Source organism: Acinetobacter sp. YH12027, assembly GCF_013420085.1.
Lineage (GTDB): Bacteria > Pseudomonadota > Gammaproteobacteria > Pseudomonadales > Moraxellaceae > Acinetobacter > Acinetobacter amyesii.
Genome location: NZ_VOYW01000044.1, coordinates 1 through 23,042 on the forward strand (window position 1 = coordinate 1; position 23,042 = coordinate 23,042).

General features: G+C 42.0%; 22 protein-coding genes, 2 tRNA genes and 1 pseudogene. 15 read left to right on the forward strand and 10 right to left on the reverse strand.

The window, feature by feature from the left end; genetic code table 11:
• Nucleotides 1-332: 332 nt before the first annotated feature.
• From FTT94_RS13870 to ssb, 3 genes are all read left to right on the forward strand, one after another.
• On the forward strand, nucleotides 333-1,418 hold the full coding sequence (locus tag FTT94_RS13870) for a DUF475 domain-containing protein (protein WP_180025910.1): 1,086 nt from the start codon (nucleotides 333-335) through the stop codon (nucleotides 1,416-1,418).
• 155 nt (nucleotides 1,419-1,573) lie between these two features.
• Nucleotides 1,574-2,938, forward strand: a complete 1,365-nt coding sequence (locus FTT94_RS13875) for an MFS transporter (protein ID WP_180002751.1) — start codon at nucleotides 1,574-1,576, stop codon at nucleotides 2,936-2,938.
• 51 nt (nucleotides 2,939-2,989) lie between these two features.
• Complete coding sequence (gene ssb, locus FTT94_RS13880; RefSeq protein WP_078193176.1) at nucleotides 2,990-3,577, forward strand: single-stranded DNA-binding protein; 588 nt, start codon at nucleotides 2,990-2,992, stop codon at nucleotides 3,575-3,577.
• A gap of 122 nt (nucleotides 3,578-3,699) precedes the next feature.
• Here the strand turns inward: ssb and FTT94_RS13885 are convergent, their stop codons facing one another.
• Complete coding sequence (locus FTT94_RS13885) at nucleotides 3,700-4,164, reverse strand: hotdog fold domain-containing protein (protein WP_180170966.1); 465 nt, start codon at nucleotides 4,162-4,164, stop codon at nucleotides 3,700-3,702.
• 132 nt (nucleotides 4,165-4,296) lie between these two features.
• Here FTT94_RS13885 and FTT94_RS13890 point away from each other — a divergent pair, with 132 nt between their 5' ends.
• Nucleotides 4,297-4,935: a TetR/AcrR family transcriptional regulator gene (locus FTT94_RS13890; RefSeq protein WP_180170967.1), complete on the forward strand. Its 639-nt coding sequence runs from the start codon at nucleotides 4,297-4,299 to the stop codon at nucleotides 4,933-4,935.
• A 162-nt stretch (nucleotides 4,936-5,097) separates the two neighbouring features.
• On the forward strand, nucleotides 5,098-5,661 hold the full coding sequence (gene ahpC / locus FTT94_RS13895) for an alkyl hydroperoxide reductase subunit C (RefSeq protein ID WP_180025913.1): 564 nt from the start codon (nucleotides 5,098-5,100) through the stop codon (nucleotides 5,659-5,661).
• Between the two features lie 67 nt (nucleotides 5,662-5,728).
• Here ahpC and FTT94_RS13900 read toward each other — a convergent pair whose 3' ends face one another.
• Entirely contained in the window at nucleotides 5,729-6,652 is a 924-nt protein-coding gene (locus tag FTT94_RS13900) for a LysR substrate-binding domain-containing protein (protein ID WP_180025914.1), read from the reverse strand.
• 107 nt (nucleotides 6,653-6,759) lie between these two features.
• Nucleotides 6,760-7,392: an isochorismate family cysteine hydrolase YcaC gene (ycaC, locus tag FTT94_RS13905; RefSeq protein ID WP_180092934.1), complete on the reverse strand. Its 633-nt coding sequence runs from the start codon at nucleotides 7,390-7,392 to the stop codon at nucleotides 6,760-6,762.
• 322 nt (nucleotides 7,393-7,714) lie between these two features.
• Between ycaC and FTT94_RS13910 the strand changes: the two genes are divergently transcribed.
• From FTT94_RS13910 to FTT94_RS13920, 3 genes are all read left to right on the forward strand, one after another.
• Nucleotides 7,715-8,593, forward strand: coding sequence for a pirin family protein (locus FTT94_RS13910; RefSeq protein WP_180025915.1), 879 nt, complete (start codon nucleotides 7,715-7,717; stop codon nucleotides 8,591-8,593).
• A 430-nt stretch (nucleotides 8,594-9,023) separates the two neighbouring features.
• Nucleotides 9,024-10,322: an FAD-dependent oxidoreductase gene (locus FTT94_RS13915; RefSeq protein ID WP_143221600.1), complete on the forward strand. Its 1,299-nt coding sequence runs from the start codon at nucleotides 9,024-9,026 to the stop codon at nucleotides 10,320-10,322.
• A gap of 1 nt (nucleotide 10,323) precedes the next feature.
• Nucleotides 10,324-11,151, forward strand: a complete 828-nt coding sequence (locus tag FTT94_RS13920) for a cyclopropane-fatty-acyl-phospholipid synthase family protein (protein ID WP_180170968.1) — start codon at nucleotides 10,324-10,326, stop codon at nucleotides 11,149-11,151.
• A 51-nt stretch (nucleotides 11,152-11,202) separates the two neighbouring features.
• On the opposite strand, the gene FTT94_RS13925 is transcribed toward FTT94_RS13920, so the two are convergent.
• The 3 genes from FTT94_RS13925 to FTT94_RS13935 form a co-directional block, all read right to left on the reverse strand.
• Nucleotides 11,203-11,278: transfer RNA gene (locus FTT94_RS13925), tRNA-Thr, on the reverse strand.
• 190 nt (nucleotides 11,279-11,468) lie between these two features.
• Nucleotides 11,469-11,696: a hypothetical protein gene (locus tag FTT94_RS13930; protein WP_078190515.1), complete on the reverse strand. Its 228-nt coding sequence runs from the start codon at nucleotides 11,694-11,696 to the stop codon at nucleotides 11,469-11,471.
• A 428-nt stretch (nucleotides 11,697-12,124) separates the two neighbouring features.
• Nucleotides 12,125-12,215 (reverse strand) — tRNA-Ser (locus FTT94_RS13935).
• A gap of 122 nt (nucleotides 12,216-12,337) precedes the next feature.
• Between FTT94_RS13935 and FTT94_RS13940 the strand changes: the two genes are divergently transcribed.
• Entirely contained in the window at nucleotides 12,338-14,218 is a 1,881-nt protein-coding gene (locus FTT94_RS13940) for a potassium transporter Kup (protein ID WP_180009243.1), read from the forward strand.
• Between the two features lie 203 nt (nucleotides 14,219-14,421).
• On the opposite strand, the gene FTT94_RS16930 is transcribed toward FTT94_RS13940, so the two are convergent.
• Nucleotides 14,422-15,138 (reverse strand): hypothetical protein, encoded by a 717-nt coding sequence (locus FTT94_RS16930; RefSeq protein WP_180009245.1) that lies wholly within the window; start codon nucleotides 15,136-15,138, stop codon nucleotides 14,422-14,424.
• A 263-nt stretch (nucleotides 15,139-15,401) separates the two neighbouring features.
• Between FTT94_RS16930 and FTT94_RS13950 the strand changes: the two genes are divergently transcribed.
• Nucleotides 15,402-16,490 (forward strand): DNA/RNA non-specific endonuclease, encoded by a 1,089-nt coding sequence (locus FTT94_RS13950; RefSeq protein ID WP_180170969.1) that lies wholly within the window; start codon nucleotides 15,402-15,404, stop codon nucleotides 16,488-16,490.
• 117 nt (nucleotides 16,491-16,607) lie between these two features.
• Entirely contained in the window at nucleotides 16,608-16,856 is a 249-nt protein-coding gene (locus FTT94_RS13955; protein ID WP_180002780.1) for a hypothetical protein, read from the forward strand.
• A 97-nt stretch (nucleotides 16,857-16,953) separates the two neighbouring features.
• On the opposite strand, the pseudogene aqpZ reads toward FTT94_RS13955, so the two are convergent.
• Both aqpZ and FTT94_RS13965 read right to left on the reverse strand, forming a co-directional pair.
• Nucleotides 16,954-17,668 (reverse strand): annotated as a pseudogene (aqpZ, locus tag FTT94_RS13960) (aquaporin Z).
• A 166-nt stretch (nucleotides 17,669-17,834) separates the two neighbouring features.
• Nucleotides 17,835-18,845: an AraC family transcriptional regulator gene (locus FTT94_RS13965; RefSeq protein WP_180170971.1), complete on the reverse strand. Its 1,011-nt coding sequence runs from the start codon at nucleotides 18,843-18,845 to the stop codon at nucleotides 17,835-17,837.
• Nucleotides 18,846-18,956: 111 nt separating this feature from the next.
• Between FTT94_RS13965 and FTT94_RS13970 the strand changes: the two genes are divergently transcribed.
• On the forward strand, nucleotides 18,957-19,577 hold the full coding sequence (locus FTT94_RS13970) for a hypothetical protein (RefSeq protein ID WP_180170972.1): 621 nt from the start codon (nucleotides 18,957-18,959) through the stop codon (nucleotides 19,575-19,577).
• A 375-nt stretch (nucleotides 19,578-19,952) separates the two neighbouring features.
• On the opposite strand, the gene hisF is transcribed toward FTT94_RS13970, so the two are convergent.
• Entirely contained in the window at nucleotides 19,953-20,714 is a 762-nt protein-coding gene (gene hisF / locus FTT94_RS13975) for an imidazole glycerol phosphate synthase subunit HisF (RefSeq protein WP_320109244.1), read from the reverse strand.
• 110 nt (nucleotides 20,715-20,824) lie between these two features.
• Here hisF and FTT94_RS13980 point away from each other — a divergent pair, with 110 nt between their 5' ends.
• From FTT94_RS13980 to FTT94_RS13990, 3 genes are read left to right on the forward strand one after another with little or no spacing between them, the layout of a single operon-like run.
• A complete protein-coding gene (locus FTT94_RS13980) occupies nucleotides 20,825-21,775 on the forward strand; it encodes a homoserine kinase (RefSeq protein WP_180002790.1) in 951 nt (316 codons plus the stop codon).
• A 27-nt stretch (nucleotides 21,776-21,802) separates the two neighbouring features.
• Nucleotides 21,803-22,429, forward strand: a complete 627-nt coding sequence (locus FTT94_RS13985) for a DUF1294 domain-containing protein (RefSeq protein WP_078190496.1) — start codon at nucleotides 21,803-21,805, stop codon at nucleotides 22,427-22,429.
• Between the two features lie 39 nt (nucleotides 22,430-22,468).
• Complete coding sequence (locus FTT94_RS13990) at nucleotides 22,469-22,861, forward strand: hypothetical protein (RefSeq protein ID WP_078190495.1); 393 nt, start codon at nucleotides 22,469-22,471, stop codon at nucleotides 22,859-22,861.
• Nucleotides 22,862-23,042: the final 181 nt, after the last annotated feature.

Genomic DNA, 23,042 nt, shown 5'->3' on the forward strand with positions numbered 1-23,042 from the left:
GAGGATCAGAAAGCTTGTTTGAATCGATGTATTTCATCCGCAGATTATGCACGAATGCTAAGAAATCCGGAGTGCAAATATTAACCAAAAAGAAGATCGTTTTTTGATTTATGAAAGAGATCTATTGAACATTCCTGTCGTTAAAAATGAAAGACGGGTCTACACCATGATGCGATGTAATTGAGAGCCTCCATCTTAGAGTGTTTATTCAAAATGTAACGAATAATTTTTGGTTTCAATCCTGAAAAGCGGCATAATTGCGCCATAAACTTAGCTTCAAACTGGGTATTCCCTCATTTTGAAATCTTATTGAATGAATAGGTCGATCTATCATGATGAAACATTTTGGTTTCTCAATCGTCTTTACGATCGTGTGTCTTGCCATTTCTGCATATTGGGGTCTGAATCATGGCCCAAATGCAGGTGTGCAAGCCATGCTGACAGCACTGACCATTACTGTAATTTTGGCAGTGATGGAAGTATCATTGTCATTTGATAACGCTGTAGTGAATGCATCGGTACTCCGTGGTTGGGATCATTTCTGGAAAATGATTTTCTTAACTGTCGGGATCGTGATTGCTGTATTCGGTATGCGTTTGATTTTCCCAATCGTCATTGTTGCTGTAACGGCTGACATGGGCGCTATGGAAGTGGTGCAATTGGCATTGAATAATCCAATTGAATACTCTGCAAAATTGATGGCACATCATGCAGAAATTGCGGCCTTTGGTGGTGCTTTCTTATTGTTGGTGTTCCTGAACTTCTTCTTAGATGAAGGGAAAGATACCCATTGGTTCCGTTGGCTAGAGCGCCGTTTAGCTAATCTTGCAAACGTTCCTGCGATGTCCGTGTTTATTGCCCTAATTGCGTTATTGGTAATGGCAGCAAACGTGGCCGAAGCCTCTCGTCTAGCGGTAGTGATGGCGGGTATCTGGGGGATCGTGGTGTATATCGGTGTCCAAGTACTGAGTCATTTATTGGGTGGTGAACCTGAAGTTGATGAAAACGGTAATGCGGTTGGACATGACGCAAATGGCGTACCGACGGGCGTGATCAAAGCAGGTTTTGGTGGTTTCCTTTACCTTGAAGTACTCGATGCCTCATTCAGTTTTGATGGTGTGATTGGTGCATTTGCGATTACCTCTGATGTCGTAATCATTATGCTCGGTCTTGCTATTGGTGCTATGTTCGTGCGTTCAATGACCATTTACTTAGTGGATAAAGGCACCTTAGATGCTTATATCTTCCTTGAACATGGTGCGCATTATGCGATTGGTGCTTTGGCCTTCATTATGTTGGCGAGTGGCACAGGTCTTCATGTCCCTGAAGTGGTAACGGGTCTAATTGGTGTGGCATTTATTGTTTGGGCTGTGATTGCCTCAATTCAATATAAAAAGCGCCAAGAAAGTCTAGGCTAATTTAAATTTGCCTAAAATCTCCCAAAAAGCGCAGCGTCAGCTGCGCTTTTTATTTGTCCAATCATCAGGATATTTAAAATCAATAAAAATCCTGCTTCGCTTTAAGCTGAATGTCCTATAATCCCATTCCAAGATTAATGAATTTTTAACCAGCTATGATGAATGCTCTTGAACGACGCTCAACTTTTGCTTTGAGTAGTATTTTCGCCTTACGTATGCTGGGGCTGTTCATGATTATTCCTGTTTTCTCTGTGGCAGGTCAGCAATATGCAGGGGCAACACCGGCACTCATTGGTTTAGCGGTGGGTGTCTATGGGTTGACCCAAGCGATTTTACAGATTCCGTTTAGTTTGATTGCAGACCGTTATAGCCGTAAACCGTTGGTGGTGATCGGGCTGCTGTTGTTTGCTTTAGGCGGTGCAATTGCAGCAATGTCCGATAGTATCTATGGCGTAATTATCGGGCGTGCGATAGCCGGTGGTGGCGCTGTGTCTGCGGTAGTGATGGCTTTGTTAGCCGATGTCACACGTGAAGAACAGCGCACTAAAGCCATGGCGATGATGGGGATGAGTATCGGTCTGTCCTTTGTGGTGGCATTTAGCCTTGGACCTTGGCTCACAGGTTTAGTCGGTATCTCGGGTTTATTTTGGGTGACCACCATCATGGGACTTGCTGCGATTGCGATGTTGCTGTTGGTGCCGAAAGTGACGCGTCATCACCGAAATTTCCAACAAGGTTATCTGACGCAATTGAAGCAAGTGCTGAAAATGCCTGATCTAAATCGGTTGCACGTTTCAGTCTTTGCATTGCATTTACTACTCACAGCGATGTTTATTTATGTGCCATCTCAGTTGATTGACTTCGCCAATATTCCCTTGCATTCGCATGGTCTGGTGTATTTGCCGCTTTTGGTCGTGAGCCTGTTTTTTGCCTTTCCGAGCATTATTCTGGCGGAAAAATATCGCAAAATGCGTGGCATTTTCTTGACCGCCATTGGTGGCATTATTCTAGGATTGGGCATCTTAATTTTTGGTTTCGAATCTAAATATATTCTGCTTACTGGCTTAGGATTATTCTTTATTGCATTTAATGTGATGGAAGCATTATTACCGTCATGGTTATCGAAAGCGGCTCCAATTCAGTCTAAAGCGACAGCCATGGGCGTGAACGCCAGCAGTCAGTTTCTGGGGGCATTTTTTGGTGGTATGATTGGCGGGCAACTTTTGTTGCTAAATGATACGGCAATGGGATGGGGCATCCTGACAGGGCTAGCCATTTTATGGTTGATCATTAGTTTTGGGTTGGCTCAGCCGCGTTATTTATCGTCTATGGTTTTCAGTTTGCCTGAAGATAAAGAAACGGATGAATGGACTTCTCAGCTTTTAGCAATTCGTGGTATTGAAGAAGTTGTGGTGATGTCTGACCAGCAAGTGGCTTATGTAAAAGTGGATAAGCAGCAGATGGATGAATCTGCGCGACAACATTTAACGCACTTGTTAGGGAAAGAGGTAGCCATTTAACCATAACTCTTATAAAGTAAATAATAGAAACAAATAGGAAGAATACGTCTGATGCGTGGTGTAAATAAGGTCATTTTAGTTGGTACTTTGGGTCGTGACCCTGAAACAAAAACTTTCCCAAATGGTGGTTCTCTCACTCAGTTCTCAATTGCAACGAGTGATTCATGGACAGATAAAAATACAGGTGAACGTAAAGAGCAAACAGAATGGCACCGTATTGTGTTACATAACCGCTTAGGTGAAATTGCACAGCAATATTTGCGCAAAGGTTCTAAAGTTTATATTGAAGGTTCATTACGTACTCGTCAGTGGACAGATCAAGGCGGTCAAGAGCGTTACACGACTGAAATTCGTGGTGAACAAATGCAAATGCTTGACAATAATCGCCAACAAGGCGAACAAGGTCAAGGCGGTGATTTTGGTCAGCCTCGTTTTAATAATCAACAAGGTGGTTATAACAATAACCAAAACCAAGGTGGCTACGGTAATAGCTCAAACCAAGGCGGTTATGGCAATAACCAACCGGCTCAAGGCAATAGCTATGGCAATAACAACCCAGGTGGTTTTGCGCCAAAACAACAGCCTGCACCGACACCGGCTCCTGCAGCAGCAGATTTAGATGATGACTTACCGTTCTAATGAACCTTAAACACAGCGTTTAAAACGGTAGATCATCATCAAAAAAAGCCCTCAATCTTGAGGGTTTTTTTCGCATGTCTCATCTTGAAAGATCAGTTTCATTTTGCAATTGAGTCGACGACTTATTTTTTTTCAGAAACCCACATGGTAATTACGGCTTTAAAAACGGCTTCATTACGCGTGTTGTTCACCACGACATTCACCAAGTAATCACTCCCTGTATTCCACGTAAAATTAGCATCGACAGGCGTGGCAATGGCCGTTAAATCTGTATCGGCTTTTTTCAAATATTCCACAGTCATGCCTTTGGGAATCCAACGATGGCTGCTCGGAACGGTTACATCGGTCATGGTACCGCCAGCCAATTCGGCCATATTACACATGGCAATCGCGTGGACAGTGCCAATATGATTCAACACACTGCGCTGTTTTTTAATATGTAGTTCACAGTATTGGGGCTTTAATTCATCAAAAACAGGCGAAATACTGCTGAAATACGGTGCTTTTAAACACAGCAATTTAGAAAAAGTCCATTTCCCTGCGGATTTGTTTTGGAAGGTCTTCCATAATTTTAATGCTTGGCTCATGCTTAATTATCCTTCATTATTCAGAATATAATTCTAATACGGAATAATATTCTGTTAATGGCGTAAATGACGTCATAGCTATTAAAAAAAGCCAACATTGTTTTAAAATGACCCTAGCAAAGGAAAGTATCAATGTCGTCAAATCAAGTATTATTGCAACGAATTTACAGCGGTCGCAGAGCGGAACTTAAAAGGCAGATCTTAGGAGAAGCCCTTGCATGTTTTTTAGAGCAAGGGATTGAAACGACGACGATTGAACATGTACGAGACCGTGCAGAGACCAGTGTTGGTGCGATTTACCATCATTTTAAAAATAAAGATGGTTTAGTAGCAGCATTGTATTTTGCGGCATTGCAAGATCAATTTGCGAAAAGGGCAGACGCCTTGACACAGGCCCAATCGCTGCAGGAAGGCATTCAAGCCATTTTGTGCTCGTATATAGACTGGGTCGAAGCCTATCCAGATTTTGCAGGATTCTTATATGCGGCAGGGTTTAGTATGCGTAAGGAAACGCTACAAGCCGAGTTAAAAAAACATAATTTGCAATGCAATAGCGCACTACTGGATTGGTTGACCGCACAACCCGATTGGCATTTGATTGAGCATTTACCCAAAGAATTAATGATGTCATTGGTCTTAGGGGCAACGGAAAATTATTGTCGGGCATGGTTATCACATAAAGTCAAAACGCCACCATCACACTATAAACAACAGTTTACACAGGCTGCTTGGCAGACCCTCTTTATGGATATAAAGGCTTGCACCCATTGAACTTGATTGGTTTGCACGATGGAAAGGCAAAGATTGATTTAAATAACAAATCTAAAAATCCGATAGTTTTTATAAAAAAGTTCGGTTTTACCTATGGTTTGATATTTCGTATTCTAGCTTCAACAGATAAGCAATCCCTGAAATGAGTTAGAGGAATATCAAATGAGTTTAATTAATACTGAAGTAAAACCATTTAACGCTACCGCTTACCAAGACGGTCAATTTATTGAAGTTTCAGAAAAAGACTTCTACGGTAAATGGTCTGTGGTGTTCTTCTATCCTGCTGACTTTACGTTTGTATGTCCAACAGAATTAGGCGATCTTGCTGATCACTATGCTGAATTCAAAAAAATGGGTGTAGAAATTTATTCAGTATCTACTGATACACACTTCACACATAAAGCTTGGCACGATTCTTCTGAAGAAATTAAGAAAATCGAATACCCAATGGTTGGCGATCCAACTTGGACACTTGCGAAAAACTTTGATGTTTTAATTGAAGCGGATGGTCTTGCTGACCGTGGTACTTTCGTGATCGACCCTGAAGGTAAAATCCAAATCGTTGAAATCAACGCAGGTGGTATCGGCCGTAATGCTTCTGAATTGATGCGTAAAGTAAAAGCTGCTCAATATGTACATGCACACCCAGGTGAAGTATGTCCTGCAAAATGGAAAGAAGGTGAAGCGACGCTTGCACCATCGATCGACCTAGTGGGTAAAATCTAATTTAGTGATCCAACCGTAGATTTAAAAAAGCCAGAACTCAGTTCTGGCTTTTTTGTGGTCTAGAACATTAAACTAAATAGCCATCAAGCTCCGGAGCATAGTCACGAATTCCAGCGACTAAATAGTCAATTAATCTTTCCATGACTAGGCGCTGACCTTTTCGCGAAGCATATACCAATTGTACCGTACCGACATTTGAGCACCATTCGGGGAAGAGGTGAATTAAACGACCTGCCTCAATATCTGCTTGTACCGTTAAATACGGTAAGTCTGCGATGCCTAAACCATCGAGTACCGCATAATAAGCACCGGCTAAGTCATTGCTTTTAATCCGAGGTTGTAAGGCAATTTCAATCTGCTCTTGCTGTCCCGTATGATGCAAATGCCATTGATAGCGGTTTTTCTGTGTACCCAAAACGATACTCGGAAATTCTGTCAATTCGAAAATATGCTTTAACTCGCGTCCTTGTAAAAGTTCAGGACTAATCACTAAGCAATGCACGGTTTTAATCACGTCACGTACAATAATGCTCGAGTCTTCATTTTTACTAAAATTGGTACGAATCGCTAAATCAATGTCGTCATGCAAGACATCTACACGGCGGCTAGACAGCTCAAGTTCGACCTGAACTTTGGGATGATCTTTTAAAAATTGATTTAACAAGGGGCGAATTTGATGTTCCATCATGACCGGTGGACAACTAATTTTAACCAAGCCTTCAAGTTCACTTTTTTGCTTCAGGAGCACCTGATGCGCACATTCAACTTGTTCGATTACTTTTATGCATTCTTCATACAATTCTTGGCCTAATGTCGTGACCTTAAAGTGTCGGGTAGAACGCTGAATAAGGGTGACATTATATTTGGCTTCAAGATCTAAAATGCGTCGGCTTAATTTTGATTTTGTAATATTCGATGCTTCACTTGCAGCGCTAAAACCGCCATGTTTCACCACCAAGTAAAAGTAGTAATAATCATCAAATGAATGCATGGATCACCTTATGCAGTGAAAAATTATTTCAATTCCAATTATCATACGTCAATTTATACATCAGGTATAAAAAAAGCGGCTCGAAGCCGCTTTTTACTACTGGAGGATTATTTCTTTTCAGTATTTTGCGTATAGCTGTTGATGAGGTTACGGTAGTCTGGAATATGGTTGCCGAAAAGCGCACCTAAACCTTCAATATCATTACGCCAGTCACGGTGTAATTCACACGCGGTACCAAACCACGTCATGAGCTGTGCACCCGCTTGCGTCATACGTTCCCACGCTGAGTCGCGGGTTAAATGGTTGAATGTACCTGAAGCATCGGTCACCACAAAGACGTCAAAGTCTTCTTCTAAAGCAGACAAGGTTGGAAATGCAACACAAACCTCAGTCACTACACCGGCAATAATCAATTGCTTTTTGCCTGTTGCTTTGACGGCTTTCACAAAGTCTTCATTGTCCCAAGCATTAATTTGACCTGGGCGTGCAATATAAGGTGCGTCAGGGAACATCTCTTTGAGTTCTGGAACCAATGGACCGTTTGGACCTTGTTCAAAACTGGTGGTGAGAATCGTTGGAAGATTAAAATATTTTGCGGCTGCAGCCAGTGCGAGCACATTATTTTTAAATTTATCTGGATCAATGTCGCGAACCAATGAAAGTAGACCTGTTTGATGGTCAACTAAAAGTACCGCGGCATTATCTTTGTCTAAACGAACGTAAGGTTTGCCCCATTTTATTGTCCTCTTTCCTGTTTGCAACTACGCAGGATCAGATGAAATCTGCGTGTTAACTAGATTTAGAATAGTTGTAAAAATGAGACAATGAAATGGGTTTGAATGAGAAGCTCAATCATAAAATTGGGATAATTCATCGTTGTATATGACTTAAAGCTTAGAATTTCGAAATTAATGCTTGGTTTTGAGTGAGGTGCAGATTTTATGTCTGAGTATTGTTCTAATTTTGAGATATAGAATGCTATCTGGAAGATGGTCAGTAAGTATTTCAAAGCTTAAAATAAGCGCTATGTTCATCCTATCGTATGAATATAGGAGCTAAGAAATGAAAAAAGTAATTGGTGTTTATCGTAATCAGCAAATGCACTGGGTGGGCGATGGTTTTCCAGTCAAAAGCTTATTTTCCTATGATCGTCTAGGTCAGGCGATTAGCCCATTTTTGCTTTTGGATTATGCGGCACCTTATCAGTTCGATCCCACCACTGCACGGCATGGTGTAGGTTCACATCCACATCGTGGTTTTGAAACGGTGACTATCGCCTACAGCGGTGAAGTGACTCATAAGGACTCAAGTGGTGGTGGCGGCACAATTCAAACAGGCGATGTGCAATGGATGACCGCAGGGTCGGGTCTGGTGCATGAAGAATTTCATTCGCCTGAATTTGCTCAAGCAGGTGGTCTTTTTGAGATGGTTCAATTGTGGGTAAATTTACCGGCAAAAGACAAAATGACCCAGCCTCGTTACCAAGCGATCACACGCCAAGATATTCCACGCATAGACATGGATGAAGGTGCAGGGCATATTCGGGTGATTGCTGGTGAAATGGGTGGCCACCTTGGGCCAGCACAGACCTTTAGTCCAGTGAATGTCTGGGATGGTGAGTTGAAAGCTCAATATGAAACCACCTTACATGTACCTGAAGGGCATAACACCATTTTGGTGGTCTTGAAGGGTGAGGTTGTGGTGAATGAAAGCCATAAAGTTCAAGACAGTTCGATGGTCATGTTTGCCAAAGATGATATCGCCATTCAGCTACAAGCGTTGCAGGACACACAGTTTCTGTTACTTAGCGGTGAGCCACTAAATGAGCCGATTCAAGGTTATGGCCCATTTGTGATGAATAGCAAAGCTGAAATCATTCAAGCCTTTGATGATTTCAATAACGGAAAATTTGGTGAAATTGCGCTGGCGCATGAAGCTTAAGCGAAAATCATGTCGTTGAAATAGCCGAAAAAAAAGCCTCTGAATAGTCAGAGGCTTTTTTATTGAGCGCTGTAGTATTTATAGTTGTCATGATTTAAATATCATTTTACTTTTTATAAATTGTGATGAATTTATCACTTTCTTATGTGGCGCATCTTAGCGAGACTTGGCTTTAAAGTAAACCGAAAGTTATAAAAATGGTTAATTTAATTGTTTGGTTTTATAGAGTAATTAAAATTTTAAAGAAAAATATGTTTAAAAAACAAAGCTTAAATTGTGTGCTTTTTGACTGTAAATATTTGTAAATTTAACTTAAAAGCGGCTGTACTGAAATCCATACAAAAAGTGCGAATCTGGTATTTTTTAATAGCTATTTTTAACTTCTGATCAGTCATACTTTTAAACTGTGTTTTATAGATGGAAAAGAAAATTGGAAATTGCAGTCATCGGTAGTGGCATGGCTGGGCTGGCTACCGCAAGAATTCTTAAAGACGCAGGGCATAACATTACAATTTTCGAAGCTCTGCCTGGTCGTGGTATGGATAGCCACAGCACTGAGTTTGAAGGCGGCTTGATCGATGCCCCTTTGCGTGTGATGAATCCACACCTCTGGAAAAATACCTTAAGTTTGGCGACCCATTTAGGGATTAAAACTTTCCCAGTCCGTACCTATATGGCATGCAGTTGGCTATTTGAAGATCGTACAGAAACGTGGTTGACCACCAGTCGTAGCCGTATTGGTAATTTCCCAATTATTAATAACCGTAAAGGCTTACAACAATATGGCTGGCGTTTAGTCAAAGGGATGTTGCAACTCAAAGCGGCGATCACTCGATTTTTTAAATCAAAAAATCAGGACATCACGCTTGCCGAGTTCATTAATAAAAATGAAATTGAAGAAGTATTTTGGCATGGTGCGGTCATGCCTGTGTTGTATACCATTTGCACCTGTAACCCGAAAACGATTGGGGAATGGCCTGCGAAACCGTTGTTGATTTTCTTGCGTCAATTGACCAATGGCGATGCCTTGCTGCGTATCCAAGGTGGTACACCTGCGTTGGTTGATAAACTGATTGAAGGTTTAAATATTCAAAGTGGTACGGCAATTACCAAAGTGCACGAGCAAGACGATAAAGTCTTGGTGGAAACTGAGGCCGGAGCACATCATCTATTCGATCGTGTGGTAGTCGCGACACCAACCACCAAAACGGAAGAATTTTTAGATTCAACCCAGTTTGCTGACGATATTGAGCTTTTAAAGAAATTTAAATTTGAGCAAGGTCAGTTGGTGATTCACACTGATCAAACCGTGATGCCACCGAAGCGTAAAGATTGGTCTGTACTAAGTTATATGATGGACCGTAAATTTACCCGTCAGCAATTTACCGTGTGGCTGAACTCAATCGAGCCGAGCTTGGTGGGTAAAACCCCTGTGTTCCAAACCTGGCAGCCAGTGACACCGATTGATCCTAAAAAAGTGATCTCTTCGGTCAGTTTGACACGTGCAGTGGTGGATTCACATACCGTGGCGCTGAATAAAGAGTTACAGCAACGACATTTATCCCCTGAACGTAAAGTCTTCTTCTGTGGTTCATGGTCTTGTGACGGTCTGCCGATTTTAGAGTCTGCGGTAACGTCTGCTATGCATATTGCAGAAATTTTTGGTGCACCATTGCCGTTTGTGGGTTTAAAACCTAAAGTGGAGGTTGCCCCTCAACTCGGTTACTAACATGAAATGGCTTCAAGCAATTCGTCAGCACATCCCTAGCCATAAATATGCGATTAACAGTCGACTACTCGGAGATGATGCGGAACTTGCTTGGAGCAATTTGGGCTATTGGGATGATGCAAAATCATCCTATCCTGCGGCCTGTCAAAAACTCGCTTTCCATCTTGCCGAATCCATTCAATTAAAATCTACAGATCGTGTTTTAGACCTCGGTTGTGGGCAGGGTGCGAGCTTGGTTTTTTGGATGGAACATTTTCAAATTCAAAACTTATCCGCAGTCGAATTGCAAACCGCATGTGTGGAAAAAATCCAAAAAAATTTAAATTCAAAGATTAAAATCCAGCAAGATTCATTTTTGAATTTAAAAAATATTTATCCACAAAGCGCTATGGATGCCGTGCTGTGTATTGATGCTGCGTATCATAGTGATTTGAATTTATTGCTTTTATCAGTCGTTGATGTTTTGAATTCAAAAGGGCGCTTTGCTTTTCACTATTTAATGTTGTCCGATGCGTTTTTGAATTTAAATTCATTACAGCGACTGAAATATCAAAGTCTGTTGAAAGCAGCAGATGTGAATTTGAAAAATTTAAATTCAAAGCAAAATTTACAATACCAAGTACAACAGGCAGGTTTCGAGTATATCCAGATTGAAGATATGAGCGAATTCGTATTTCAGGGTTTTGCCGATTATATTCAAGAACAACAACGTCAGATGAGCCTGACTCATGTGGATCAATTCAAAATCAAGATGACGGCAAAATTGTGCGAGAAGTTGTATCGAGATGGGCTGATTCGTTATGTGCAGATTAGCGCGAGGAAGCCATAAAAAAGAGGCTTTAAAAACATCAAAGCCTCACTAAAAAGCGAGGCTAAGAAATGGTGCCGGCACACGGATTCGAACTGTGGACCTACTGATTACAAGTCAGTTGCTCTACCAACTGAGCTATGCCGGCGTTGTGGAATGCATTCTACAGATTTTTTGAAGTGGTGCAAGTTAAAAAAACAGCAAATCGAATGTAATTTATACGTTTGATTTATTCAGCATTCGACCGATGTTTGGCTCTAAAAACCAGAGAAATAAAAATAGGTAATGTTTCGCCCACAAGATATGGGCGAAAAAATAGGATGGGTGAGCGTTGAGTGCTATTTCATTCTTAAAATTTGGTCTAGATCCTGTGCGCATTCTTCAAGTGTATATGCCATCTCCAGTTGCATTTGGGGGCGGAGTTCATTGGCGAGCTTTCGCCATTCGTCAATCAGACGCTGTGCTTTTTGAATTTTATGTTTATTGATGTCTTTGGCAAGGGTTGGGGTATAGCCACCACGTTTGGCGTTCTTGATCTGCTTAACATAATTCTGGCTGTTATTCATGTTCTCTCCCGAATAGCAGTGATATATGAAATGTGTTTTTTAAGTTTTTCGTTGATCAAGTTAAAAGTACCGCAATCGCGTTTCAGTTCTATGATGTTTAAATTAATGAATAATTTTTTGAATAGTACCTATATTGAGAGGATGATTTATTTTTAGCATAGGCTTAAGTAATTGTCTTTAGAATATAAAATTTGTATTTGTAAATATACGTGTACTTATTGCTGCCAATAAAAAATCCATAAGTCGTGCATTAGGAAAAAAACGTGTGATTGAAATCCGTCAATCAGGACTTAAATACTGTGAAGTTATTGAGCTAAACAAATAGAAGATCAATTAGGGGGATATTTAATATTGAGAACAATAAAATTAAAAAAGGCCTAAATTTTATCAATTTAGACCTTCATTCTGCTTGGCATTGCAGTTTATTCTGGCGGTGAAAGAGGGATTCGAACCCTCGAAACGCTATAAACGTTTACACACTTTCCAGGCGTGCTCCTTCAGCCACTCGGACACTTCACCTTTTGCGCGGTGGATAATAGCGAAAAAAATATATTCTGCCAAGAGAAACAATTGAATTAGACAAAAACATCTTGAGCGGTGCTATGATTCGCAAAAATCCTGTCTAAATTGAAGACAATTATATGCAAAGTACTGCACAAAAAGCCGCATTGCCTGCCATCACCTTGGCAGCTTTGGGCGTAGTATTCGGAGACATTGGGACGAGCCCATTATATGCGCTGCGCCAATGTTTCCTCACAGCACACTTGGCGATTAGCGAAGCGTCTGTGCTGGGTATTCTGTCCCTGATTTTCTGGTGCATCATGCTGACGATTAGTTTTAAATACGTCAGCATCATCATGCGCGCAGATAACAATGGCGAGGGCGGTATTATGTCGCTGTTGGCCTTGAATCTACGAACCACACGAATTGCCGAAAACAAAAAAATCTACCTGATTGCCCTTGGCTTTATTGGGGCATCTTTGTTCTTTGGTGATGGGATCATTACCCCCGCAATCTCTGTGTTATCCGCGATTGAAGGCTTAAGTATTGCGACGCCGATGTTTAACCAATGGCTGCAACCCTTATCGATCGGTATTTTAGCGGGGCTATTTTTAGTGCAACGCCATGGCACAGGCACGATGGGTAAATTCTTTGGGCCTTTAACGCTCATGTGGTTTTTATCCATTGGTGGTTTTGGACTATGGAGTATTTCGCAAACGCCATTTGTGTTGACCATGATCAGTCCACATTGGGCCTTCAATTTTGTGGTTCAGCAGCCTTATGTTGCATTTTTGACTATGGGTGCGGTTATCTTGACGATGACGGGTGGTGAGGCAATCTATGCCGATATGGGGCATTTTGGCCGACTCCCAATCCGCTTGGCATGGTTTATTGTGGTGATGCCGTGCTTGCTGTTGAACTATGCGGGTCAAGGTGCTTTGCTACTGCGTAATCCTGAAGCTTTAGCCAATCCATTCTATATGCTGATTCCTGAATGGGCATTGTATCCAATGATTGCTTTGGCAACTGCGGCCGCGGTGATTGCCTCTCAAGCGGTGATCACAGGGGTATTCTCCATGGTCAATCAGGCGATTCAATTGCGTTACTTGCCGCGTTTGACAGTGAAACATACCTCTGAAGTTGAACGTGGTCAGATTTATTTACCATTTATTAACTGGGCATTGTTTATCTCGGTGCTGATCTTGATCTTGCTGTTTGAAAACAGTGCGAATTTGGCCAGTGCGTACGGCGTAGCTGTGACCATGACCATGCTCTGCGGTACGATTTTGATCTCAGTTTTGGCTTATGGTTTATGGCGTTGGCCGGTTTGGAAAGTGGCAATATTTGCAGTGCCATTTTTATTGATTGATTTGATCTTTGTTGCATCGACATCATTAAAAATTGCAGCGGGCGGTTGGGTTCCAATCCTGATTGGTGCGGTATTGTTTACGATTTTAATGACGTGGAAAGATGGTCGGGCATTGGTGCTCAATCGACTCGGTAAAGATGCTTTGCCTATTGACCTGTTTATTCGCAGTGTCAGCATGGGCAGTGAAACCAAGTTCGTGCCAGGCGATGCGGTATTCTTAACTGGAACGCCTGAGATCGTGCCTCATGCTATGTTACATAATATCAAGCACAATAAAGTCCTGCATGAACGCAATATTATGGTTACGGTCAATACCCGAGACGTGCCGTTTGTACCTGAAAATGAGCGGGTGATCACGGAACAACTAGATGATCGATTCTATCGAATCACGATGTTTTATGGGTTTAAAGACCAGCCGAATATTCCTGCGGCTTTGGAGCATGCGTATCGTGAATTGGGCTTTGAATTTGATCTAATGCAAATCAGTTTCTTTATTTCCAGAGACCGTATTATTCATACCTTGGGTGAAGGCATGGCGCCATGGCGAGAAAAGCTGTTTATCTCTATGCAGCGAAATACCAGTCCAGTCAGCGACTTTTATCAAATTCCAACTAACCGTGTGGTGGAGTTGGGAAGTCAGATTGAAATTTAAGTCCTAGATTGAACTTTTAGGCATAGATTTAATAGTTAAACACGAAAAAGCCAGATCAATTCTGGCTTTTTTTTATCTGTGATAATTGAACTTTTTTAGTCCAAAGACATAGAGATCATTCTGTTGCTTTTTCTTGGGAGGAGTATGCGAGCAAAGCAACAGAATGAAGATGTTGCGTTATTTCATCCTTGAAAATACGCTGATTAGTTGATTGTCGCGTCTACATCTGCAGAGGCTTCAGGCGCAGCTTGGATGGCTTCGTCAGCAACAGGTGCTTCTGGGTTGGCTTGAATTGATGCGTCTGCAGGATTTGCACTTTGAGTTTCAGGTGCTGCCATAAAAGCATCCTGCTGTGCTTGAGGTGCTTCAGGCAATGCCGCTGATGCACTATCGGCATTGACTGGCGCTTCTGCAGAAGAGGCAATGACGGGTGCAGCATTGGCATCCGTTGCTACGGCTTCAGGTGCTTGCTGTGCTGTTTCCACAGGTGCTTCAGTTACCGTGGCTTCGGGTGGATTGGCCACTGCCGTTTGTTCAGTTGGCACAGACTGCTCTGTAGGTACAGCTGCTACACTTTGCTGTTCATTTGCGAGTGCATTTTCCGCTTCAGTCGCCGCTTGTTCAGCATTTGCAGGGACTGCAGGGGCATTCGGATCGATTTGGTTTGCCTGAGCCTGTTCAGGGTTTAAGGGCTGTTCTGTTGCAGCGGCATTGACTTGTCCGGCAGGTGCTTCAAGCAATTGAACTTGACCACTTGATACCAAGTCCTGAATAGAACCGGGTTGACCATTCACAGTGGTCACAATTTTGACTTTAGACAAGCTTTCTAAAGTGTCACCGGGTTGAATCGGCGGCTCTGCAAATGCTGCTGCGCTCATTAAACCTGAAATTAAACCTAAACCTAAAATTTTAGAATGCATAGTCACTCCGTATATTTTTATCGCAATTTTTCGTATTTTTACCTTGTCATAATTCTTGAGGCGAATTAAATGAAACATACGCAACTGCTTCATGACTTCCTATAAAGACCTGCACAACTGCGACATAAAGTTACATCAACTGCTGCTTTGTTAAACAATATTTGTGTGATTGTTAAGCAAATTAAAAAAGAAAAGTGTACTAAAATATGCACCCTTGCTAAGCTGCGGAAAAATAGTCCTTTTAGAAGTCATTGTTGTAAGTCATGGTCAAAAAGAAACGCAATTCAGCAAATCCACTTTCACAGTTATTTGGGCAAAATGGCATAAAAGTGCTGTTGGGTCTGGTGGCAACAGGAAGCTTTGCTATTGCTTTCGGGCAAGAAAAAATTCAACAACTTGTTTCTATGAGCAGCACTTCAAATAGCGCCTGTTTGGACCAATTTTATCGTGAAGTGCCACCTTATTTGGTCCGTGAAAGCCTACATAAAAACAGTTTTCCACTGTGTTTTAATGGCTTTAATGTCATGTATTCAGGGATATCCAAGACACCGCTTTGGGTTGCAGAAGCATTAACCCCCGCACGCCTGAGTCAAAAAATTCCGCGTGAAGATAACTTTCATGAAGAGACTCGCGTGCCGTCTGAATATCGGGCTTTGCTGTCAGACTATAAATCTTCAGGCTATGACCGTGGACACATGGCGCCAAATGCCGATATGCCCAATAAAGCTGCGCAGTTAGATAGTTTTTCTTTGGCCAATATGGTGCCGCAAGCTCCAAAAAATAATCAGCAAGTGTGGCGTGAGTTAGAAGAAGCCACACGGGCGATAGTGACCAAACAAAAGCAAGATGTCTATGTGGTAACGGGGCCGGTATATAGTGCGAAAAAATTAAAAACCATCGGGCAAGGGGTCATCGTGCCGACCGCTACTTATAAGGCGATCTATTTGCCGAAAAAAGGTGTTGCAGGCGTGTACTATGCGGACAATACCTTGCGTGATACGGCACCGACAGTCAAAGTCATGAGTATTTGTGCGCTAGAAGAACTGACTGGAATTAATTTCTTTCCAGAATTAACTGAAGACCAAAAGCGTAATACCTACCGTTTGCCACTCAAAGCCACCCAAGTAAAAGCAAATCAAGACATCGCTTATTTGCATTGGGATGCTGAAAGCCAGTGTGCTGCAGATGTCGCCGAAGACAAGATTTTAAGTTTGCAAAAAGACTTTAAATCGAGTGGTGGTTCTGTGGGCGATACATCCACGGCAAGCAGTGGAAATGACAACAATCAAGATGCCTTGGTCAAACAATTGATTGAAGAAATTCTGCAATATCTGCTACAGATTTTGAAATAATTGAGTAGATAATAGCGCTGAACTGCGAGCGATGAAGAGGATCATTGCTTGCAGTTGAAATCTTTTTCACGTATTTCTATTGCTGCATCACTACAACAAAAAAGAAGGATATCCATCATGTTCAAAGCATTTGAAAATGACACTGCGTCGCATGCAATTCATGACTTAACACTAGAAAATGGCCAAGATCGAATTAATATTTATGGCAACTTACAGGTGACGAAAGACCAAGCAGGTTTAGCTGCAGCGAAAGCTTTACAGGCATTTTTCAATGATGTGGTGACCACACTTGAGGCAGAAACCAACTTAGCTGAAAAAATAGCGCAGGGCGGTGAAGAAAACGAAGTGGAAAATCCATTTCTTTAATGCTGTGTCATCGGCCGTCGAAGGAAGCAATGCTCAATTCGGGATGAATGAAAAAAAGCTCACAGGTTGTGAGCTTTTTTATGGTGTCTTCTTCTATTTATGCGTCTTTTGCCATCAGTTTATAGATGACAGCACCAATCACCGCGCCAATGATAGGGGCTACCCAAAATAGCCAAACTTGTGAAAGCGCAGCAGTTTCAGCAAAGAATGCGACACCCATACTACGCGCTGGGTTGACCGAAGTATTGGTGACGGGAATGCTGATGAGATGGATCAATGTAAGCGCAAGACCGATCGCAATTGGGGCAAATCCAGCAGGGGCACGTTTATCCGTTGCTCCCATGATCACAATCAGAAAGCCAGCCGTCAGCACAATTTCAATAACTAACGCTGAGAGCATAGAGTATTTGCCCGGAGATAATTCACCATAGCCATTGGTGGCAAAACCGCCGACTCCTGTAAATCCGGCCTGACCTTGTACAATGATGAATAGAATAAATGCGGCGAGGGTTGCACCCAGCAATTGAGAAATAATATAGGGCGCTAGTTCTTTGGCTTCAAAACGACCACCGGCCCACAAGCCGATACTCACGGCAGGGTTAAAATGTCCCCCTGAGATATGACCCAGCGCATAAGCAGCCGTTAATACCGTTAAACCGAAGGCCAGTGCCACGCCTGCGAAGCCAATGCCAAGCTCAGGAAAGGCCGCAGCCAATGCCAAGCTCAGGAAAGGCCGCAGCCAAGACCGCACTACCACAACCACCAAAGACCAGCCAAAACGTACCAATCAGTTCTGCTAAATATTTATTCATTTAAAACTCCATTTGTTTTTGTCATTTGGAATAGATTTTCAATCTTTCACTCAGCATGAGTGCAATCTAGTTGTGAAGTGTTGTTTTATTCATTTATTGAATATGCATAGATTTAATAGATTTTGCTGAAAATCACAATATATAAAATGACAACTGCATCACATTTTTAACTTGATGCTTCAATTTGCGATAAGCGCCATTGCTGTGGGGTTAAATTTCGCCATTGTTTAAAAGCACGTTGAAACGCACTCTGTTCTGAATAACCCAGCAGTAGCGCAATTTCCTGCAAACTTAAATGCGGGTCTCTTAAAAATTCTTCAGCCATCATGCAACGGACTTCCTGCATACGTTGCTGATAGGTGCTGCCTTGTTGTTGTAAATGGCGTTGTAATTGTCGGACGGAAAGATTGAGTTGCGTAGCGACATGTTCAATTTGGAACTGTTTTTTTTGCAAACCCATTAAGATGGCTTGCTGTAAGCGTTGGTCGATTTGCGTGGTATTCGGCAGTTTTTCTAATAAAGACTGTGCCTGTTGCATTAACAGTTTTTGTAAGGTCTGATCGCCTTGGGAAAAGGGGCGAGACAGTTCTTGAATGGGAACAATAACCTTCGACTTTTCTTGGGAAAAACGAACTTTGCAGCGAAAATATTGTTCATACTGAGCGACATTTTTTGGTGCAGGATTATGAAAATGTACTTCGTGTAAATTGATATCTTCAAAACGCATGAATAATTTTAGAAACTGCAGCATTAAGGCAATCGCAATTTCATCGGTCAATTGATTGGCCATATTCATGGGTAAATCATTCCAACCGATGGAGAAAAAATCATTTTGAATATCAATCAGCAATGGACTGCCATCGAAGATTAAGCGATGAAAATCATGGTAGCGGAGCAGCGCTTCGCCTAAGTTTTCACAGGACAGGGCAATATACGCAATGATGCCAATATGTTTGGGTTGGACATGTTCTGCAATTTCTAAACCCAGCGCTGGCTTTTGGATCTTTTGATCTAAATCCATCAATAAATCACGCCAAACGGCATAATCAAAACGTTCTAAGTTTTGAACTTTATTCAGTTTTTCAGGAATAGCAATGCCTTGAGCTTGGTGATAAGCATAGAGCAAATGGCCCAGTCCTCCATAGACCGATCCTGTATAGTCCTTGAGTTGTTGCATATTTTTTTAATTCTAAATTTTGTCGTGTTTTGTCAATAATATTAAAAAAAACGGTCAATATCTAGCCCTCTTCATTACCTATAGTGGAGCTAAGAAAAGGAGATATTGGTCATGTTAAAAGGTTTTATTGCAGGGTTGGTCGTCGCCAATGCCTTTGAATGGGTCGCGCATAAATATGTTTTGCATGGGACACATCGGTCAGGCAAGCCACGTTTTAGTCCAGTACCGAAAAGCATGAAATCACATTGGAAACATCATCGTGAAGTTCGAAAAACAGATTTTCATGATCATGGCTATGTTGAAGGTGTACAGAACTGGCGCACGAAAAATGAAATATTGTCACTGGTGGTAGTTTCCGCCGTATTTGTCCCGCTGTTTTATCCCATTTCCAAAGGAATGAGTTTGTCTGTGCTGTATTGCGCAGGGAATTATTATTATATCCATCGTCGCGCACATCTTGAGCCAGAGTGGGCGATGAAAAAGATTCCATGGCACTATGACCACCATATGAATTCAAATCAGGATGCCAACTGGTGTGTGACTAAGCCGTGGTTTGATTATATTTTAGGGACTCGGGTGATCTCATCGGCAAAATTACAGGAACAGAATCCACTAGGTGTGTTACTACCGACAGCGATTGCTAAATCATTGTCACACTGGGTGAATCGGGTATTTCCTGCAAAGTGGGTCGCTGAGCGTGAAAAGCCAGTTGCACTTCTTGAAACGGTCTAATATGAATGCACTGTGCGTTTTGACAACAAGCGTTGCCATTCAATTGAATTGTCGCAATTTGTCAATAAATTATGAATCTACTGTCAATCAAATGCAGTGCAAATGCCCTATATTTAAATGATCAAAAGGCTTGTACACGACGAGTTGATTGATGAAGTTGCTATGTATATTTTTTCATTTGTTTTAAGTATCAGACCAAGTGCTGTAGTTTTTCTTGGTTTATAGGAGCCGACAAGGCTCCTTTTTTTATGTCTATAGTAAATGAATTTTATGGACGATGCTCTGCTACAACGTCAATGACGTGGCATCAAAGCAACAAGGCAAAAAAAAGAGCGAATCATCGCTCTTCTTCAATCTTCATTGAAAATGAATCAATTAAAGGCGCATTTCAATACCTTGTTCTGCTAGATATTTTTTCGCTTCAGGAATGGTGTGTTGACCAAAGTGGAAAATAGAGGCTGCAAGCACCGCATCTGCACCGCCTTTTAAAATACCATCGGCCAAATGTTGTAGATTACCGACACCACCAGAAGCAATGGTTGGAATGGTCACACGGTCATTAATATTACGCATCAGTTCAATGTCATAACCAGCTTTGGTTCCATCAGCATCCATCGATGTGATGAGTAATTCACCTGCACCGAAGTCCGCCATTTTTACCGCCCATTCGATGGCATCGATACCGGTTTCTTTACGACCACCGTGGGTGAAAATTTCCCATTTATTATCGCCGGTTTTTTTCGCATCAATAGCAACCACAATACACTGTGCGCCAAAACGCTGAGAGGCTTCTTGTACAAATTCAGGGTTATAAATAGCCGCAGAGTTAATCGAAACTTTGTCCGCACCCGCATTTAATAACAGGCGGATATCTTCTACTTTACGCACGCCACCACCGACTGTTAATGGCACAAATACAGACTCAGCCATACGCTCTACCGTACGGTAAGTGGTATCACGACCATTTGAGGTTGCGGTAATGTCTAAGAAGGTAATTTCGTCCGCACCTTGTTCGTTATAACGGCGTGCAACTTCAACTGGATCGCCTGCATCACGAATATCAAGAAATTGAACACCTTTCACTACACGACCGTTGTCCACGTCGAGGCAAGGAATAATACGTTTAGCAAGCATAATTTTTTCCAAAAATAACAGCCGATTATGAAACTTCGCGACTTAGATGCTACACCTTAGTAGTCGGAGCGGTTATTCTATCAAAAATATGTAAGTTTTTTCGCAGGTTTTCTATGTCGGTTTATACCACTTTGACTTTAAAGGAAGTTCAGGATTTTGCAGCACCTTATGGACTGGAGGTGATTGACCTGATTCCGATTCAAGGCGGTATTCAAAATACCAACTATTTTATTGTTTGCGAAAATGGCACGCAGTATGTATTAACTGTTTTTGAAGAGATGGACGAGCAAGGTGCAGGGGAACTGGTCCCTGTACTTGAACATTTGGGGCAGGCTGGTCTAGCTGTGCCTGTACCGCTGAATCATTCGGGTAAAGCGATTCATAGCTTAAAGGATAAACCTGCACAGATTGCGCCACGCATGCAAGGTCAACATCCCATGCCTGCGAGCTTAGCGCAAGCAGAAGCGATTGCTGTAGCCCAAGCGAAAATGCATGTGGCTCTACAAGACTTCCCTTTGGAACGTGCAGAATATCGTGATCATGCTTATTGGTTACAAGTTTCGCGCGATATTCGTCCAACATTAAATGAAGCAGATACCACGTTGCTCAACAATCTGTTGGGCTTATATGACATCTTAACGGCGATGTATCCAGACCGTCCTGCCGGTTTTATTCATTCTGATCTGTTCCGTGACAATACTCTATTTGAAGGCGATCAACTCAACGGTATTTTAGACTTTTATGAGTTAAATAAAGACGAACTCTTGTTTGATATTGCTATTACTTTAAATGACTTCTGTACTGAATATCCGGATGTGCATTTGAATGAAGACAAAGCCATTGCCTTTTTAAATGCATATGAAAGCGTGCGCCCATTAACCGCAGATGAAAAATCATGTCTAGAGTTATATTTGGCAATGGCGGCGGGTCGTTTCTGGATGATGCGTTTACAGGTGGCACAGAAAAATGCTGCAGAAGGCCGTACAGGGGATGATATTTTGCAGAAAAACCCTGCTGAAATGCGTAATATGCTGATTGAACGATTAAAATTCGTCACAGCATAAATTTTAAAAACAACGAGAGGGAAAAGCATGCGTGATCAAGGACGCTTAGTAGAATGGTTTGATGACAAGGGCTACGGCTTCATTCAACCGAACGATAGCACCAAAGATCGCGTATTTTTGCACATTAAAGACTTTTCCCGTCCCGGCCCACGACCAATCGTGGGCTGCGCGTTGGATTATGCTGTGATCTTAGATGAACGCGGACGCTTTCGTGCGCAGCAAGTGCATTATTTAAAAGCCTCACAAACCAAAGCTGCACAACGACCCAATAAAAAAAATGTGGTGCAGATGCCGCGTCAGGCAGAGCCGATGCAAATCTTGTGCATCATGTATATCCTCGCCTTGGCGGGTTTGTCTGTGGCGGGTTTACTCAGTGGCATGGTGCTGCTTTTTGTGAGTATTATCAATGTCCTGACCTATTGGTTCTATGCGCAAGATAAAGAAGCTGCGCAAATGGGGAACCGACGCGTGCCAGAAAATACACTGCATCTTTTGTCTTTTTTAGGTGGGTGGCCGGCGGCATGGCTAGCTCAGCAACGTTTGCGGCATAAAACACAAAAACAACCGTTTCGAAAAATATATTTCTGTACCATAGCCTTTAACATATTACTGATTTTATGGCTAATTTCACCATTTAATATCCTGCATATCTAGGGTGGAATGATCCGAAAAATCATCATGACGGAGAGCGAAATGAATTATTCCATTGATAAAGATCCAAACCGCCTGCTCACGATTATTTTGTATATTCTTTATATTGTGGCGATTTTTTCTGCCGGCTTGCTTGCGGTCCTCGCGCTGATTATCAATTACGTCAAACGCAGTGATGTGCGTGGTACGATTTTTGAAAGCCATTTTACTTGGCAGATTCGTACGTTTTGGTGGTATCTCATTTGGAACATCATTGCTTTCGTGCCTTTTATTTTTCTGTTCTTTACTGGCAATAATGCTAATGCCTTTGCAGGGGTGGCACTGGGAGCAAGTACCTTCTGCGTCACGGTGATCGGACTGTCTTGGTTATGGATTGTGTACCGCGCGATTAAAGGTTTAATTCGTGTCAATGACAACAGACCGATGTATGACTAATGCGAGTTCAGAACTTTTTGGCATAAAAATCTTGGCATTAAAAAGCGACCTAATGGGCACTGCTGTCCCATAGTTTGCTTTAAATAAAAAAACCTGAGTCCTAACAGTTAAAATATGAGTGCAAACAAACACTTTAACGACCAGGATTCAGGTTTTGTCACATCAGAATACCGTATTTCAT